We start from the raw sequence: 16,400 nt of genomic DNA on the forward strand, positions 1-16,400 counted from the left end.
AAGCAAGCGCCCGCGACCCTGTCGCGGGCGTTTTGCATTGGCGAAACATGGTTAATTGTTCGTTAAAATTCAATGGGCTTTGAAGTGGCGGCAGTTCCGGCATGCTCTAGAATGGGGGCAGTTACGAAAGGAACATGCGAATGGTACTTGGTATCCTGAAACCCGTCCTGAACCCGCTGCTGACCCCGGCGGCATCCAACGCAGCCCCGAACAGCGCCGTGGGCCGTGCAGCCGCCGCTGCCCAGGCGGCCAGCGAGGCCGCGGCCCAGCAGGCTTCGGCGGACAAGCCGGCGTCGCAACCATCCCCCGCGCAAGCGCCGACCGAAGGGGTCAAGTTCGACCTGTCGGACAAGGCGCTGCAACTGGTGGGGCAGGCTGCCGCATCCGGGCCAGCCGTCCCTGCAGGATCCTCCGCTGCTGCACCTGCGACCGCTGCCTCCGCTTCCTCGGCCGCGCAGGCGCCAGCCCGGGCGCCGATCACGTCGCGCGGCGGCGCGTCATCCACCGCGCCTGAGCCCCAGCCAGTGTCGACTTCGCCCAAGGCCGATCCGCTTGAAGCCATCGACCCCACCGAGGAAGAACGCGCCCGTGCCTGGGCGATCCGCGGGATGGAACGCGAAAAGCTGTTGAACCTTGTCGAGACGCTGAAAGTGACCCCTAAGGCCGACCCGGCCGAAAAGGAGGTCGCTCAGAACGCTGCCGCGCAACCCTCCGTCCAAGCCTCGCCAGCCGAGAAACTGGCGACCGTCTAACCCTTTTCCGCACCACGACGGAAGCAGCGCCCGCCGCCCCTTGGCAGTGGGCGCCTTGCATCGGGACGGGCTGACCGCTTAGGCGATTGTCCTGTCACGGCAGAAATCCTAGGCCAATGACCCGAAATACAGCCCCGATGCAGATGCAAGGTCATTTTTGCTTTGTTCCTGCAACATCCTGTGACACAGGCCCGCGCAACTTTGAAATCGAAGGGAGCGGTTTATGGAGCTTGGAGTCTGGATCAGTCTTTCGGCATATTTCCTGCTGATGATCGGCATCGGCATCTATGCCTGGCGCAAGAGCACCGACAGTTCGGAAGGCTATATTCTTGGCGGGCGCGATCTGTCGCCGTCGGTCACCGCCCTGTCGGCGGGCGCGTCCGACATGAGCGGCTGGCTTCTGCTGGGCCTGCCCGGCGCGCTGTTCGTGTCGGGCCTGTCGCAGTCCTGGATCGGCATCGGGTTGACCCTTGGCGCGCTGCTGAACTGGATCATCGTGGCCCCCCGCCTGCGCGAGCAGACCGAGTATTATGACAACAGCCTGACGATCCCCGGCTTCCTGGGGAACCGCTTCCCCAGCCAGGCACGGCTGCTGCGGATGGTGTCGGCCGTCATCATCGTGGCCTTCTTCGCGGTCTACACGGCCTCGGGTCTTGTGGGCGGCGGCAAGCTGTTCGCCAGTGCCTTTGGCGGCGACTACATGACCGGCGTCCTGCTGACGCTGGGGATCGTGCTGGTCTATACCGTGATCGGCGGCTTTCTGGCCGTCAGCCTGACCGACTTCGTCCAGGGTCTGATCATGATGCTGGCCCTGGTCATCATGCCCATCGTGATCCTGACCACGGGGCAGGGCAATGGCGTGGGCCAGGCCGTGGACCGGCTGACGGCGATCAACGCCGACTATTTCTCGATGGCCAAGGGCATGACGCTGCTGGGCTGGATCTCGGCCATGGCCTGGGGCCTGGGCTATTTCGGACAGCCCCATATCATCGTCCGCTTCATGGCGATCCGCAGCGTCCGCGACGTGCCGGTCGCGCGCAATATCGGCATGGGCTGGATGGTGATCTCGTTGGCGGGGGCCGTGGGCGTGGGCGTCTTCGGCCGGGCCTATGCGGAACGCAACGGCCTGACCGTCAGCGACCCCGAGACGATCTTCATCATCCTGTCGGATCTTCTGTTCCACCCGGTCGTGACGGGCTTCCTGTATGCCGCGCTGCTGGCCGCGATCATGTCCACCGTGTCCAGCCAGCTTCTGGTGTCGTCGTCGTCGCTGACCGAGGACATCTATCACACCCTGTTAAAGCGCGGGGCGTCGGATCGTGAACTGGTCAATGTGGGCCGCCTGACGGTGCTGGCGGTGGGCCTGGTCGCCGCTTTGATCGCCGCCGATCCCGACGCGCAGGTCCTGGGCCTTGTGTCGAATGCCTGGGCGGGCTTTGGCGCGGCCTTCGGTCCGCTGGTGGTGCTGTCGCTGACCTGGAAGCGCATGACGGGCGCGGGCGCCGTCGCCGGCCTGATCGTGGGCGCCGTCACCGTGGCCCTGTGGATCTGGCTGGGCCTGAACCAGTCGCTTCTGGGCGGCGAAGGGCTTTACGAAATCGTGCCGGGGTTTGTCGCGTCCTGGATCGCCATCGTGCTGGTCAGCATGGTGACGGCAGACCAGGGCGAGTACCGCGCCCGCCCCGTGGTCTGAGCGGCTGGCATGGCCCGTCCCCCAGGGGCGGGCCATCGGCGCCTACTTCCCAAAGGCCTTGTTTTCCTGTATGGCCCCGCCATCTGTGACGTGACGCCCATGCCCCGGGGCACATGCAAAGGATAGGGGCGGCGGCAATGGGGCCGCCATAGACACGGCCGCTGCCAGAGGGCTGGTGCGGCCCAGAGGAAACCAGATGTTTGAAGAAGTGAAGAAATCCATCCAGTGGGGCCAGGAAACGCTCACGCTGGAAACGGGCAAGGTTGCCCGTCAGGCCGACGGCACGGTCATCGCCACCCTGGGCGAGACCAGCGTCATGGCCAACGTGACCTTCGCGAAGGAACCCAAGCCCGGGCAGGATTTCTTCCCGCTGACGGTTCACTATCAGGAAAAATACTATGCCGCCGGCAAGATCCCCGGCGGTTTCTTCAAGCGCGAGGCACGCCCGACCGAGAAGGAGACGCTGACCGCGCGCCTGATCGACCGTCCCTGCCGCCCGCTGTTCGCACCCGGTTTCAAGAACGAGACCCTGGTGATGTGCACCGTGCTGTCGCACGATCTGGTCAACGACCCCGACATCGTGGCGATGATCGCGGCATCCGCCGCGCTGACCATCTCGGGCGTGCCCTTCATGGGTCCGATCGGCGCGGCCCGCGTCGGCTTCTCGAACGGCCAGTATGTGCTGAACCCCGAAGTGTCCGACATGGACAACCTGCGCGGCAACCCCGAGCAGCGCCTGGACCTGGTCGTCGCCGGCACCAAGGACGCCGTGATGATGGTCGAATCGGAAGCCTATGAGCTGACCGAGGAGGAGATGCTGGGCGCCGTCAAGTTCGGCCACGAGCAGATGCAGCCCGTGATCGACCTGATCATCGACCTGGCCGAAGCCGCCGCGAAAGAGCCGTTCGACTTCCAGTCGCCGGACTACAGCGCGCTTTATGCCCGCGTGAAGTCGCTGGGCGAAGAAGGAATGCGCGCGGCCTATGCCATCATCGACAAGGCCGAACGCCGCGACGCCATCCAGGCCGTCCGCGAGAAGGTCGTGGCCAGCCTGTCCGAGGAAGAACTGGCAGACGCGAACCTCGGCTCGGCGCTGAAGAAGCTGGAATCGGGCATCCTGCGCGGTGACGTCATCAATGGCGGCGCCCGCATCGACGGCCGCGACACCCGCACCGTCCGCGCCATCGACAGCGAAGTGGGCATCCTGCCGCGTACGCATGGTTCCGCCCTGTTCACCCGCGGCGAAACCCAGGCCCTGGTCGTGACCACGCTGGGCACCGGCGATGACGAACAGATCATCGACGCGCTGCACGGCAACTTCCGCTCGAACTTCCTGCTGCACTACAACTTCCCTCCCTATTCGGTGGGCGAGGTTGGCCGCGTCGGTTCGCCCGGCCGCCGCGAGATCGGCCACGGCAAGCTGGCTTGGCGCGCGCTGCAGGCCGTTCTGCCCGCACCGACCGACTTCCCCTATACCATCCGCGTCGTGTCCGAGATCACCGAATCCAACGGCTCGTCCTCGATGGCGTCGGTTTGCGGCGGGTCGCTGGCGATGATGGATGCGGGCGTTCCGCTGAAGGCGCCGGTTGCCGGCGTGGCGATGGGCCTGATCCTGGAAGACGACGGCAAGTATGCGGTCCTGACCGACATCCTGGGTGACGAAGACCACCTGGGCGACATGGACTTCAAGGTCGCCGGCACGTCCGAGGGCATCACTTCGCTGCAGATGGACATCAAGGTCCAGGGCATCACCCCCGCCATCATGGAGCAAGCCCTGGCGCAAGCCAAGGAAGGCCGCCTGCACATCCTGGGCGAGATGGCCAAGGCCCTGACCGAGGGTCGTCGCGAGTTCAGCGCCCATGCGCCGCGTATCGAGACGATGCAGATCCCGACCGACAAGATCCGCGAAGTGATCGGCTCGGGCGGCAAGGTCATCCGCGAGATCGTCGAGGTTTCGGGCGCCAAGGTCGACATCAACGACGACGGCACCATCAAGATCGCCTCGGCCAATGCCGATTCGATCAAGAAGGCCTATGACATGATCTACTCGATCGTGGCCGAGCCCGAGGAAGGCAAGATCTATACCGGCAAGGTCGTCAAGCTGGTCGATTTCGGCGCCTTCGTGAACTTCTTCGGCAAGCGCGACGGCCTGGTCCACGTGTCCCAGATCGCCAACAAGCGCCTGACCCACCCGAACGAGGTGCTGAAGGAAGGCCAGGAGGTCAAGGTCAAGCTTCTGGGCTTCGACGACCGCGGCAAGGTCCGCCTGGGCATGAAGATGGTCGACCAGGAAACCGGCCAGGAAATCACCGAGACGAAGGAAGAAGCGGCCGAATAATTTGGGCCAATCGAAACGGAAAGGCCCCGCGTTTGCGGGGCCTTTTGCGTTTAAATCCTCCCTTAATGCATCAGGCTGCGGACCGTTGGGCAATCTGGCGCATTGTTTCGCTCATCCAGGTTGCGGGAGGCACAGCTTTGCCGCGTGGCTGCCAAATTCCATATGTCCTGCGCATGTATTCTATGGCAGCAATGTCGGCCATGACGCGGCCATGTCCTGATTCGACGTGATCATGCAATGCATCGATCACGCCTGCCTGGGAGACATTCATGCGACTGACGCCAGCAACCAGCCAGATGGGAACATTCTGACGTTCAAGGTGTCCCGAAAGCCAAGGATCATCTACAGTCCACAGGATGTCTGGAATGTCCCAGGCTTGATGCGGGATCCAGCTAGGATCTAGCATCACCCCACCATGCCCATTCAGGATGTCCACATAGCCGCTTGCCGCATAGATCGGGGACTTGATGGTGAACAGGGATAGAAGGCGCTTGATCCGATAGGACAACGGCTTTCGCATCCAGCGCCTTGCCCGCGGTAGCCGGTCAGCAGGACGCTCATTGTCAGCTATATCAGGCAAGCTTTCACCCGCTTCCACAAGGCACGCACCAGGATGAGCTTTACGAGCGCGTTTCAGGCGGGCGTGCCAATCCCGATCATAAAGCTTGTCATCATCACAGAACAGAATATCCACATCTTGACCGGCATACCGCTGCGAAGCGGGTAGAACTTTAGTTGCCGGTCCCATGTCTTGGGCGCAGCGCCGAAGCGTTATGCCACTTGGCACTACCGGGAGTTGGCCATTCCAGTCTGGAAAACGGCGGTAGTAATGCGGGATATACAGTTCGATTGCTTGAGCAGGCAGTGACTGGTCCAGCAGGCTTTGCAATGTAGGTTCCAAGAGACCAAAGCGCGGTGGAATGGTAGAGAGCGTGATGATCGTTGGGCTGACCACAAGGATACCTACTGTGATGCTGATTCGTTTTTAACTAGCGGTTGTGACGTGTTGAAGCTAGTGGAGCGGATGGTTAGTCACTCGGAGTTGGACCTGACATGTGGCGTTGTCCAAATCAGCACCCGCTATGAGTTCGATACCTGCGAGGATCCCTCTAAACTCGATCCGCCGCCTGCCAGGGTTCTTGCGTGGGGTGTTCGCCAAAGCCCTATTGTACCGATATGGTAGTTCGCTTGTGCTTGATCCAGATAGCTTCCGCGGGCGCCGGGTTCTCATCTTGGGTCCGGCGCGGACGCTGACTGACGACATGCGCGACATTGACTTAGCACAATATGATTTAATCGTGAGGATGAATAATGGCCTGGATACAGCAATCAGCTCTTTGGGCCAAAATCCGTTGCGATGTGATCTGCTTTTTCACTCTTTGACTGATGAGGCGCGACCCGTCACGCCGAGTAAGCTGGCAGCTGCGGGCGTGCGTTGGCTGGTGCATCGCACCCCTACAAAGGCTGCTTTCCTTGACACGCTGATTGCCTTTCGACGGTTCTGCCCTGAAGTAGCAGTTAAACATATCCCCTCCCAAGTTTATGAGAACCTGCGCAAGACGTTGGACGCGAGTCCGACAACGGGACTGGTCTGCTGCCGCTTTTTCCTTCAGGCACCAGTTGAGAAAGTCGCGATTGTTGGGTTCAGCTTTTTCACGACGCATTACCTGCGTGGATATGACGACACAGTGGACTCAGACGCGGCAGCAGTCGAGCGCATTGCCGCGAGGCAACATCATAAGCCGAACCGCGAAGCTGCTATGATGCATCAACTCGTTGAGCAGGCACGTCAGCATGACGTCAGCGTTGTTCTCGGCCGCAGCGTACAGCAAGCCATGAAGGACTGCATAAGGCATGTTGATTAACATACTTAGGGCGCGCAGTTGGCATGAGAGGGTTGCATGACAGATCAGCCTTTCATCCTGACGATCAAATGGGGCACGCTTTATTCTGCCGCAGACGTGAACCGGCTGCATCGCCAGGTGCGCCGGCATCTTGCCCGTTCGCATCGGTTCATCTGCTTTACCGATGACATGCATGGCCTTGATCCGGAAATCGAGGCGATGCCGCTGCCGGAACTGGGCCTTGCCAAGGGACATGCTGATCTTCGCTGGCGAAAGCTGGGGTTGTTCCAACGGGGACTTGGCGGATTGACGGGCCGGGCGCTGTTCCTGGATCTCGACCTGGTGGTGGTGGACGACCTGTCGCCCTTCTTCGACCTGCCGGGCAACTTCTACATCATCCGCGACGACGACCTGTTCCGCGCCAAGCCCTTGCGCCGCGTGAACCCGGCCCGCGACCGCTTCTTGCACAGCGTCGGCAATTCCAGCGTCTTCCGGTTCGAAATAGGCCAGCATGCCTATATCCTGGACGCCTATCTGGCCGATCCCTCGGCCGCGACCGCGCGGTACGAGATCAGCCAGCAGTTCCAGTCGGCGCAACTGGCTGCGCATGGGAACCTGCACTATTGGCCCAAGGGGTGGTGCGTCAGCTTCAAGAACGACTGCGTGCCGCGTCATCTGTCCAGCTATCTGCGTGACCCGGCCTTGCCGCAAGGCGCGAAGATCGTCCTGTTCGCAGGCGCCCCCAAGATGGAGGACGTCTTTGCCGGTCGCGGGCACAAGTGGTATCGCCGCATCGGCAACATCGACTGGCTTCGCCGGGCTTGGGATCCGACATGATTTCCGGCGCCTTTCGGGCCTTCAAGCACCGCCGCAGGCTGGCTCGCGCCCAGGCAGAGATCGCCAGCCGCCCCGACACCTCTGGCCGGCCACATGGCTTGCCGGGGCCGCTGGTGGTGTCCTTGACCAGCTATCCGGCCCGTTTCGGCACGCTGGCGCTGACGCTGCAGGGGATCCTGCGCCAGTCGGTGCAGCCCGACAGGGTGATCCTGTGGCTCGATCACGGGGACGAGGCACATTTGCCGCAGGAGGTCCGCGTGCTGGCAGGGCTGGAGGTTCGGGTGTGCCCGAACTGGCGGTCCTACAAGAAGATCGTGCCGACGCTTCTGGATCATCCGGATGCCTTTGTCGTGACGGCCGACGATGATGTCTATTATCCCGCCGATTGGCTGGAACGACTGGTGACGGCAATCCGGTCAGGTGCAACCATCGCCTGCCATCGCGCCCATCACGTCGCGCTTGGGTCCGACGGACTGCCCGCGCCCTATGCCGACTGGCAGCACAATGTCGATGCGCCAGAACGGTCCCCTCTGACCTTCCTGACCGGGGTCAGCGGGGTGATCTATGCACCCGGCGTTTTCCATGCCGATGTCACGCGCGATGACCTCTTCACCCGTCTTGCCCCGCGTTCGGACGATGTGTGGCTTTACTGGATGCACCGCCTGAATGGGGTCGAGGCCCAGAAGATCGGCAGCCGCGCCCGTATCCTGGAGTGGGAAGGCAGCCAGACGCAAAGCCTTCGAGCCGCCAACCTGCACGGGACGGGCAACGATCAGGCGATCGCCGCCATGATCGCACATTACAGCTGGCCCGCCTAAAATCGCGCGTCCCGCACCGGCAGAGCGTGCAGGGGTATCAGGCCGGATCCTTGGCAAACCGCAGATAGGGCAGCTTGATCTCCAGCGGGCCATAGCGTTCCTCGGCCGCCTTGTCGTCAAGGGCCAGGGCCACGATCACGTCCTGACCGGGCACCCAGTTCGCGGGCGTGGCAATGGGCACGCCGTCGGTCTTGCGCACCGCGTCCAGCGCGCGCAGGATCTCGGCGAAGTTGCGGCCGATGGACATGGGATAGGTCATGGTCAGCCGGACCTTCTTGTCCGGGCCGATGATGAACACGCTGCGCACGGTCGCCGAATGGGCGGGCGTGCGCCCCTCGGCCGGCAGGTAATGATCGGCGGGCAGCATGTCATAGGCCTTGGCGACTGTCAGGTCGCGGTCGTCGATCATCGCGAAATTGGCGGGGACGCCGGCCACCGCCTCGATGTCGCGCTTCCATTTACCGTGATCCTCGACCGAATCCACCGAGACGCCAAGAACCTTGGTGTTGCGCTTCTCGAAATCCGGGACCAGTTGCGCGACGGCGCCGAACTCGGTCGTGCAGACCGGCGTGAAGTCGCGCGGGTGGCTGAAGATGATGCCATAGCTGTCGCCCAGCCAGTCGTGGAAGCGGATCTCTCCCTCGGTCGAGGGGGCGGTGAAATCGGGGGCGATATCGTTGATGCGCAGGGACATGAGACGCGTCCTTTCAAACCGTTGCGGCTGGAGGATAGGCAAAACAGAACGGATTTCCAGCCTTTTCTCGACCTAGATGATCGGGATTTACAAGGCTTGCGCCGGCCTGACGCTCGTTTCACCTTGTGCAAGAATCTGAATGGAGGGATCGCGATGACCGGCCTGCTGGACAAGCGCAAGTTCTATATCAATGGCGAATGGGTGGATCCCGCCCGCGCCAATGACCTGGAGGTGATCGACCCCTCGACCGAGGAAGCCGTGGCAGTCATCAGCCTGGGCGACCGGGCCGATACGGATCGTGCTGTGGCGGCGGCCAAGACCGCCTTCGCGTCCTGGTCGCAGACCGACCCGGCCGAGAGGCTGAGCCATGTCGAGAAGATCCTTGAAATCTACAACCGCCGGGCGCAGGGCATGGCGGAGGCGATCAGCCACGAGATGGGCGCGCCGCAGGACATGTCCCTGGGCGACCAGGTCGCCGCAGGAACCTGGCACATCCAGAACTTCATCACGGCCTTCAAGGACTTCCAGTTCATCCGCCCGCTGGGGGACCATGCGCCCAACTCGATGGTCGCGTGGGAGCCGGTCGGCGTGGTGGGCCTGATCACGCCTTGGAACTGGCCGATGAACCAGGTCACGCTGAAGGTCATCCCGGCGATCCTGGCGGGCGACAGCTGCGTGCTGAAACCGTCCGAGATCGCGCCGCTTTCGTCGATGGTGTTCGCCGAGATCGTCCATGAAGCCGGGCTGCCCAAGGGTGTCTTCAACCTGGTGAACGGCGACGGGCCGGGCGTCGGAACCCAGCTTTCCACGCACAAGGACGTGGACATGATCAGTTTCACCGGGTCGACCCGCGCCGGGATCGCGATCACGAAGGCTGCGGCCGACACGCTGAAGAAGGTCGTGCTGGAGCTGGGCGGCAAGGGCGCCAACATCGTCTTTGCCGATGCGGACGAAAAGGCTGTCGTCCGCGGTGCGCGGCATTGCTTCTATAACAGCGGCCAGTCCTGCAATGCGCCGACCCGAATGCTGGTGGAACGCTCGGTCTATGACCAGGCGGTCGAGACGGCGGCCAGGGTGGCCCGGGAAACCCCTGTCGCAAGCGCCCATCAGCCGGGCCGCCATATCGGCCCGGTGGTCAGCCGGCAGCAGTGGGAGAAGATCCAGGATCTGATCCAGAAGGGCATCGACGAAGGCGCGCGCCTTGTGGCCGGCGGCACCGGCCTGCCCGAGGGCGTCAATCGCGGCTATTTCGTGCGCCCCACGGTCTTTGCCGATGTCAGCAACGACATGACCATCGCCCAGCAGGAAATCTTCGGCCCCGTCCTGTCGATCATCCCCTTCGATTCCGAGGAACAGGCCATCGAGATCGCGAACGACACCCCCTACGGTCTGACGAACTATGTCCAGTCCCAGGACGGGGCGCGGCGCAACCGGGTGGCGCGCCGCCTCCGGTCGGGCATGGTCGAGATGAACGGCCAGTCGCGTGGCGCGGGCGCGGCCTTCGGCGGGGTCAAGATGTCCGGCCGGGCACGGGAAGGCGGCGTGATGGGGCTTGAGGAGTTCATGGATTCCAAGGCCATCAGCGGCTGGCACCGCGACTAGGCCGCTGCCGCCTGCCGGGATAATGCCTTGCATTTGAGGGGTCGGCTTGTTCCAAGGCCCGCTTGCCGCGACATTCCCCCGGTACAGTCGATGGCGGTGTGGCGATGGCAAGGCAGAAAGGGGCGGCAGGCCCCACGATCATGATCAAGCGGGTGACGGCCTCTGGCGAAGGGGGCCATCACGGCGGCGCATGGAAGGTTGCCTATGCCGATTTCGTGACGGCCATGATGGCGTTCTTTCTGCTGATGTGGCTGCTCAATGCCACAACCGAGCAGCAGCGGGCGGGCCTGGCGGACTACTTCAACCCGACAATCGTCCGAACCCCCGGTTCCTCGGGCGAAGGGGTCGAGCAGCAGGGCAAGGATCCCTCGGAGGCGACGCTGCAAGAGGTGGCCGAGGAAATCGACCGGGCACTGCGCGCAAGCGGCGGCGAATCGCAGCAACTGACGAACCTTCTGCGCCACGTGGTCACCCGCATGACCGACGAAGGATTGGTGATCGAACTGGGCGACCTGACCGATCAGCCGCTTTTCGTCGAGGATACTGGCCAGCCGCAGCCGGTGCTGTCCGACCTGACCCGGATCATTGGCCGCGTGATCGCCAAGACGCGCAATCCCGTTGCCATCTCTGGCCATGTCCGGGCCTATCCCGAAATGCTGGTGAACTCACCGGTCTGGGCACTGTCGGATGCCCGCGCCCATGCGGTGCGCAACCTTCTGGAAGGATCCGACCTGGATGCCCAGCGGATCCAGCGGGTGACCGGCTATGCCGACCGCAAGAGCAAGACGGGAAACCCGATGGACCCCGCCAACAACCGCATCGAGGTGATTTTGTTGCGCTAGAGGGGCGGGATTAGGCGAATCTTAAGCCCTGGCAGGGATGATCCAAAAGGAACAAGGAAAGGTGATTCCATGTCTATGTCTTCCGCGATGAGCGCCGGTGTCTCGGGGCTGGCGGCCAACTCCACCCGTCTGGCGACGATTTCCGACAATATCGCGAACTCGGGCACCTACGGCTACAAGCGGATGGAAACCGACTTCAATTCCTTCGTGCTGAACCAGCACCGCGTGGCCGGTCTTTATTCGGCGGGTGGTGTGACGGCCACGACCCAACGTGTGATCGAGGATGACGGGGCGCTGTCGACCACCACCCATCCGCTGGACATCGCGGTCTCGGGGCGCGGGATGCTGCCGGTCACCTCGGCCGTGGATCTGGATAACGGCTTCACCCAGATGCCCTTCATGATGACCCGCACCGGTTCCTTCCGCACCGATGCCCAAGGCATCCTGAAGACGCAGTCGGGGCTGGTGCTGATGGGCTGGCCTGCCCAGGCCGACGGGACCGTGCCGCTGATGTCGCGTGACACGATGGGCGGGCTTGTTCCGGTCCAGATCAGTGCAAACCAGACGGCGGGCGATCCCACGACCCAGGTTTCGCTGGGGGTGAACCTGCCCGCGACCGAGACGCAGCCCACCGCATCGGGCGATCCGCTGGCCCTGAAGATCGAGTATTTCGGCAACCTCGGCACTTCGGAATCGCTGAACGTGACCTTTGTGCCGGACACGTCGGATCCGACGGGCATGTCGAACACCTGGGTGATGGAGGTGCGCGATTCGGCATCCGATCCCGCATCCAACCTTGTGGGATCCTACCGGATCACCTTTGACGACAGCCAAGCCAATGGCGGCAGCATTGCCAGCGTGACAACGCTCAGCGGCGGTGCCTATGATCCCGTCACGGGGGCGATCGGGCTGACGGTCGCAGGCGGGCCAATGGACATGCTGATTGGGACGCCCGGCGGAACCACCGGCCTGCGCCAGCTGTCGGCAAAGTTCTCCCCCACCAACATCACCAAGAACGGCTCTCCGGTCGGCAACCTGACAACGGTCGAGGTCGATGCCGACGGCTTCCTCAAGGCCACCTATGACACGGGCTTCGTGAAGACCCTTTACCAGATCCCTCTGGTGGATGTTCCAAACCCGAACGGTCTCGTTTCCGCGGATGCGCAGGCCTACACGATCTCTCCGACCTCGGGCAGCTTCTTCCTGTGGGATGCGGGCGATGGGCCGACGGGATCGGTCCAGGGCTATGCGCTTGAGGAATCGACGACCGATGTCGCCGAGGAGCTGACCCATCTGATCCTGACGCAACGCGCCTATTCGTCGAACGCCAAGATCATCCAGACGGTGGACGAGATGTTGCAGGAAACCACGAACATCAAGCGCTGAGGGGGCTGGTGACATGAGCATTGCGCGCGCCTTGGGAAACGCCATGTCGGGGCTGACGGCCACGGCACGCGGCACCGAAACCGTTGCCGCGAACCTGGCCAATGCCTCGACCCCCGGATATGCCCGGCGGGACATGGTGGTCAGCGCCCAGACTGCGGGCGGCAACGCCGGCGGGGTGCGCGTCGATGGCATCGCCCGCGCGGTCAATGCAAGCGTGCTGTCCGAGTCGCGCCTGGCCGAAGGGGCAAGGGCCGAGGCGGCGACCCGACTGGCCTTCGCCAAGCAGGTCGAGGATCAGATCGGCATTGCCGGCAGTGCAGGCAGCCTCGGTGCGGCGCTAAGCGACTTCCGGACGGCGCTGTCCTCGGCTGCCAGCCGCCCGGACGACGGCATCCGGCTGACGCAGGTGGCGGACAAGGCGAAGGCACTGGCGGACCGGCTGAACGCGGCCTCGACCCAGGTTCAGGCCGCCCGCGGCGCAGCCGACCAGGGGATCGCCCGGGACGTTGCGACACTGAACAAGTCGCTGGCCGAGGTCGCGCATCTGAACCGCCGCATCGCCGTGCTGGAGGCCGATGGCTCGGATCCCTCGGCGCTGATGGACCAGCGGCAGGCGATCATCAGCGACATCTCGAAGATCGTGCCTGTGCAAGAGGTGACCCGGCCAGCCGGCGCCGTGGCCTTGTTCACGTCCCAGGGGGCCGTCCTGCTGGACGGCAGCGTCCCGACGGAGCTTTCCTTCGCGGCCGCTGGGCAGGTGACAGCGGGCCAGTCGGTGGGTTCGGGTCTGGCGCTCTTGACGCAGAACGGCGCCGAATTGACCAAGTCGCAGATGCGGCTTTTTGCGGGCGGATCGCTGTCGGCGCATTTCGCCGTCCGCGATGAATTGGCATCCGAGGTTCAGGCCTCGCTGGACGACCTGGCCTTTGACCTTCACGAACGGCTGGCCGATCCGGCGGTTGACGGAACGCTTTCCCCGACCTCGGCCGGGTTGTTCACCGATGGCGGCCTTCGCGCCGATCCGGGCGCCAAGCAAGGCCTTGCCGGCCGGATCGCCCTGAACGACGCGGTGGTCGAGGCATCGGGCGGCAAGGCCTGGCGCCTGCGATCGGGACTGGAAGCAGGAAGCGAGGGGCCGGTCGGGGAATCAGGCCTCCTGATCGCAATGTCCGAGGCGCTTGAGCGGGCGACCCCCGCCCCGCCGGGCAGCGGCTTCAGCGGCAAGGCCTCGCTGGCCGACCGCCTGGGCCGCGTCGAAGCGCAGGTCTCGACGGTCCGGGTCAACGCGCAGTCCGAGGCTGCGGTCCGCAACGGCCAGGCCGACACGATCTGGTCGCGGCTCGCGGCCGACGGGGTCGATAGCGATGCCGAAATGCAGCGCCTGCTGCAATACGAACAGGCTTATGCCGCCAATGCGCGGGTCATTCAGGCGATCCAGACGATGATGGATCAGATACTGGGGATATGACGATGACAGTGCAATCCATCGGGGATCAGGCGCGGGCCTTTGCCCTTCAGTCGGCATCCAGCCGGATCAAGACCACCATGGCCACCCTGACCGCCGAACTGGCCAGCGGAGAGGTTGCGGATCTGGGTGCCCGGCTGCAGGGCAACACCCAGGATCTGGCAGGGATCGAGGCGCGGATTTCGATGCTCGCGCAGTTCGGGCGCAGCGCGGCCGAGGCCGCCAGCCACGCGAGGGGGATGCAGGATGCCCTTACCTCCATCCATTCCCTGACCGAGGACATGGGCCGCGGCCTCTTTATCGAGCCTGGGGCCGTGACCGAGGGTTTGGTCGTCGCGCGTTCGGCCCAGGCCGCATCGGCGCTGCAGACCGTCATCGGGCACCTGAACGGCGCCGTGGGCCAGCGCTTCCTGTTTTCGGGCACAAACAGCGACACCCAGCCGCTGTCATCGGCCGATGCCATTCTTTCCGCCCTGACGGCCGAGGTGGCGGGGCTGACGACCGCCGCCGGCGTGGCAGCGGCCGTGTCGGACTGGTTTGATGCGCCGCCGGGGATGGGCGGCTTCGTTGATCTTGCTTACCACGGCGGCCCCGGCGGCCAGCCGATGCCGATCGGAGAGGGAACAACGGTCTCGCTGTCCACGACCCCGCTGACGCCCGCCGTCCGGGACAGTCTGAAGGGGCTGGCCACGGCGGCGATGGTCGACCGGGGCGCATTGGCCGGCAGCGGGATCGAGGCGCGGGCGCTTTTGCAGGGCGCCGGCAAGGCGCTGCTCGACAATTCTCCGGCCTTGGCGGTCGAGATGTCGCGGGTGGGCTATGCCCAGCAGGTCATCGAGACTGCCCGCACTGAAGGCAGCGCCGCATCCGCTACGTTGCAGACCGCCCGCAACCAGATGCGCGAGGCTGATCCCTTCGCGACATCCGCCGCCATTTCCGAAGCTGAAACAAAGCTCCAATCGCTTTATTCCGTGATCGGGCGGCTGTCGCAGCTCAAGCTGGCGGATTATATCTGATGCGGCGCCTGATGCTGGTGATCCTTGCTGCCCTTTTGCCATTGGCAACGGTGGCAGCGCCTGTCCGCATCAAGGATCTGGCAGATTTCGACGGCGTGCGGGGCAATGATTTGGTCGGCTACGGCCTTGTCGTCGGCCTGGACGGCACCGGCGATGGCTTCCGCAATGCCCCCTTCACCGAGGAACTGCTGGCGGGCCTTCTGGAACGACTGGGCGTCAACGTCACGGACGAGGCATTGAGGTCGCGCAATGTCGCGGCCGTGGTGGTCACGGCGACGCTGCCCCCCTTTGCACGGTCCGGCAGCCGCATCGATGTCAACGTGGCCACGATCGGCGATGCGAAAAGCCTGCTGGGGGGAACCCTGGTCATGACACCCTTGAAGGCAGCCGACGGCAATATCTACGCCGTCGCGCAAGGCTCGATCATCGCCAGCGGCGCTGCGGTCGAGGGTGAAGCGGCCCGCGTGGTCGAGGGCGTGCCGACCGCGGGCAAAATTCCCGTCGGCGCCCGGGTCGAGCGGGAGGTCGAGTTCGACTTTGCCAGCATCCAGAACATCCGCGTGGCCCTCCGCAATGCCGACTTCACCACCGCCACCCGGATCGAGGACGCCATCAACCGCGACTTCGACCGTCGCGTGGCGATAACCCAGGACAGCGGAACAGTTCTTGTTGAGTTCCGCCAGCTTGGCGATGTCAACCCCGCACGCGTTCTCGGCCGCATCGAGAACCTGACGGTCGAGCCCGAGGATCGGGCCAAGGTGGTCATCGACCACAAGTCCGGCACGATCGTGATCGGGGAAAGGGTGCGTATCTCGCGGGTTGCGGTATCGCAGGGGGCGCTCACCCTCAGTGTCAGCGAGGCACCGATGGTGTCGCAGCCCAATCCTTTCGCCCGGGGCGAAACCGTCACGGTTCCCCGCACGGTCGCCGAATTGCGCAACGAACCCGGCATTGGCTTTGCCGAAGTGGCAGGGGAAACCTCGCTCAGCGATCTGGTCGAGGGGCTGAACGCCCTGGGCGTCAGGCCGCGCGAGATGATCGACATCCTGAAGTCGATCCATGCGGCAGGTGCGCTGCACGCGGATCTGGTCATCGAATGACGGCACGGTTTTT

At 63.9% G+C, this 16,400-nt stretch carries 14 protein-coding genes; 12 read left to right on the forward strand and 2 right to left on the reverse strand.

The genetic code is table 11. The features are described from left to right. Nucleotides 1-140 precede the first annotated feature (140 nt). The 3 genes from FIU66_RS01505 (at nucleotide 141) to pnp (ending at nucleotide 4,783) form a co-directional block, all read left to right on the forward strand. The gene (locus FIU66_RS01505; protein WP_167621058.1) at nucleotides 141-752 is read left to right on the forward strand and encodes a hypothetical protein; all 612 of its coding nucleotides are present in this window, start codon (nucleotides 141-143) and stop codon (nucleotides 750-752) included. A gap of 223 nt (nucleotides 753-975) precedes the next feature. Further along, nucleotides 976-2,445: a sodium/proline symporter PutP gene (gene putP / locus FIU66_RS01510; protein WP_167621059.1), complete on the forward strand. Its 1,470-nt coding sequence runs from the start codon at nucleotides 976-978 to the stop codon at nucleotides 2,443-2,445. A 196-nt stretch (nucleotides 2,446-2,641) separates the two neighbouring features. Continuing rightward, nucleotides 2,642-4,783 (forward strand): polyribonucleotide nucleotidyltransferase, encoded by a 2,142-nt coding sequence (gene pnp, locus FIU66_RS01515; protein ID WP_167621060.1) that lies wholly within the window; start codon nucleotides 2,642-2,644, stop codon nucleotides 4,781-4,783. A 70-nt stretch (nucleotides 4,784-4,853) separates the two neighbouring features. Here the strand turns inward: pnp and FIU66_RS01520 are convergent, their stop codons facing one another. Next, nucleotides 4,854-5,684 (reverse strand): glycosyltransferase family 2 protein, encoded by an 831-nt coding sequence (locus tag FIU66_RS01520; protein WP_201281074.1) that lies wholly within the window; start codon nucleotides 5,682-5,684, stop codon nucleotides 4,854-4,856. Between the two features lie 361 nt (nucleotides 5,685-6,045). Here FIU66_RS01520 and FIU66_RS01525 point away from each other — a divergent pair, with 361 nt between their 5' ends. From FIU66_RS01525 to FIU66_RS01535, 3 genes are read left to right on the forward strand one after another with little or no spacing between them, the layout of a single operon-like run. After that, on the forward strand, nucleotides 6,046-6,648 hold the full coding sequence (locus tag FIU66_RS01525) for a hypothetical protein (protein WP_167621062.1): 603 nt from the start codon (nucleotides 6,046-6,048) through the stop codon (nucleotides 6,646-6,648). A 36-nt stretch (nucleotides 6,649-6,684) separates the two neighbouring features. Beyond that, a complete protein-coding gene (locus tag FIU66_RS01530) occupies nucleotides 6,685-7,464 on the forward strand; it encodes a hypothetical protein (RefSeq protein WP_167621063.1) in 780 nt (259 codons plus the stop codon). After that, nucleotides 7,461-8,282 carry a glycosyltransferase family 2 protein gene (locus FIU66_RS01535; protein WP_167621064.1) on the forward strand — a complete coding sequence of 274 codons (822 nt, stop codon included), beginning with the start codon at nucleotides 7,461-7,463 and terminating at the stop codon, nucleotides 8,280-8,282. Before FIU66_RS01530 ends, FIU66_RS01535 begins: the two co-directional genes overlap by 4 nt. A 37-nt stretch (nucleotides 8,283-8,319) precedes the next feature. On the opposite strand, the gene FIU66_RS01540 is transcribed toward FIU66_RS01535, so the two are convergent. Next, nucleotides 8,320-8,976, reverse strand: coding sequence for a peroxiredoxin (locus FIU66_RS01540; RefSeq protein ID WP_167621065.1), 657 nt, complete (start codon nucleotides 8,974-8,976; stop codon nucleotides 8,320-8,322). 162 nt (nucleotides 8,977-9,138) lie between these two features. On the opposite strand from FIU66_RS01540, the gene FIU66_RS01545 reads away from it, so the two are divergent. The 6 genes from FIU66_RS01545 to FIU66_RS01570 all read left to right on the forward strand — a co-directional run bounded on the left by FIU66_RS01545 (nucleotide 9,139) and on the right by FIU66_RS01570 (nucleotide 16,387). Then, nucleotides 9,139-10,578, forward strand: a complete 1,440-nt coding sequence (locus FIU66_RS01545; protein ID WP_201281104.1) for an aldehyde dehydrogenase family protein — start codon at nucleotides 9,139-9,141, stop codon at nucleotides 10,576-10,578. 104 nt (nucleotides 10,579-10,682) lie between these two features. Then, on the forward strand, nucleotides 10,683-11,420 hold the full coding sequence (locus FIU66_RS01550; RefSeq protein ID WP_167621067.1) for a flagellar motor protein MotB: 738 nt from the start codon (nucleotides 10,683-10,685) through the stop codon (nucleotides 11,418-11,420). 69 nt (nucleotides 11,421-11,489) lie between these two features. Then, on the forward strand, nucleotides 11,490-12,806 hold the full coding sequence (locus FIU66_RS01555) for a flagellar hook protein FlgE (RefSeq protein WP_167621068.1): 1,317 nt from the start codon (nucleotides 11,490-11,492) through the stop codon (nucleotides 12,804-12,806). 13 nt (nucleotides 12,807-12,819) lie between these two features. Further along, on the forward strand, nucleotides 12,820-14,274 hold the full coding sequence (flgK, locus tag FIU66_RS01560) for a flagellar hook-associated protein FlgK (RefSeq protein WP_167621069.1): 1,455 nt from the start codon (nucleotides 12,820-12,822) through the stop codon (nucleotides 14,272-14,274). A gap of 2 nt (nucleotides 14,275-14,276) precedes the next feature. After that, nucleotides 14,277-15,287 (forward strand): flagellin, encoded by a 1,011-nt coding sequence (locus FIU66_RS01565; protein WP_167621070.1) that lies wholly within the window; start codon nucleotides 14,277-14,279, stop codon nucleotides 15,285-15,287. After that, entirely contained in the window at nucleotides 15,284-16,387 is a 1,104-nt protein-coding gene (locus FIU66_RS01570) for a flagellar basal body P-ring protein FlgI (protein ID WP_167623344.1), read from the forward strand. The genes FIU66_RS01565 and FIU66_RS01570 overlap by 4 nt, the downstream gene beginning before the upstream one ends. Nucleotides 16,388-16,400: the final 13 nt, after the last annotated feature.

Source organism: Paracoccus sp. AK26, assembly GCF_011801365.1.
In the GTDB taxonomy this organism is placed as follows: domain Bacteria; phylum Pseudomonadota; class Alphaproteobacteria; order Rhodobacterales; family Rhodobacteraceae; genus Paracoccus; species Paracoccus aerius.

What these genes read in the sequence shown, in the direction of transcription:
- FIU66_RS01530 (WP_167621063.1), top strand. Translation starts at nt 6,685, where the DNA reads ATGACAGATCAGCCTTTCATCCTGACGATCAAATGGGGCACGCTTTAT.
- flgK (WP_167621069.1), top strand. Translation starts at nt 12,820, where the DNA reads ATGAGCATTGCGCGCGCCTTGGGAAACGCCATGTCGGGGCTGACGGCC.
- FIU66_RS01540 (WP_167621065.1), bottom strand. Translation starts at nt 8,976, where the DNA reads ATGTCCCTGCGCATCAACGATATCGCCCCCGATTTCACCGCCCCCTCG.
- FIU66_RS01525 (WP_167621062.1), top strand. Translation starts at nt 6,046, where the DNA reads ATGCGCGACATTGACTTAGCACAATATGATTTAATCGTGAGGATGAAT.
- FIU66_RS01505 (WP_167621058.1), top strand. Translation starts at nt 141, where the DNA reads ATGGTACTTGGTATCCTGAAACCCGTCCTGAACCCGCTGCTGACCCCG.
- FIU66_RS01555 (WP_167621068.1), top strand. Translation starts at nt 11,490, where the DNA reads ATGTCTATGTCTTCCGCGATGAGCGCCGGTGTCTCGGGGCTGGCGGCC.
- putP (WP_167621059.1), top strand. Translation starts at nt 976, where the DNA reads ATGGAGCTTGGAGTCTGGATCAGTCTTTCGGCATATTTCCTGCTGATG.
- FIU66_RS01535 (WP_167621064.1), top strand. Translation starts at nt 7,461, where the DNA reads ATGATTTCCGGCGCCTTTCGGGCCTTCAAGCACCGCCGCAGGCTGGCT.
- FIU66_RS01565 (WP_167621070.1), top strand. Translation starts at nt 14,277, where the DNA reads ATGACAGTGCAATCCATCGGGGATCAGGCGCGGGCCTTTGCCCTTCAG.
- pnp (WP_167621060.1), top strand. Translation starts at nt 2,642, where the DNA reads ATGTTTGAAGAAGTGAAGAAATCCATCCAGTGGGGCCAGGAAACGCTC.
- FIU66_RS01550 (WP_167621067.1), top strand. Translation starts at nt 10,683, where the DNA reads ATGGCAAGGCAGAAAGGGGCGGCAGGCCCCACGATCATGATCAAGCGG.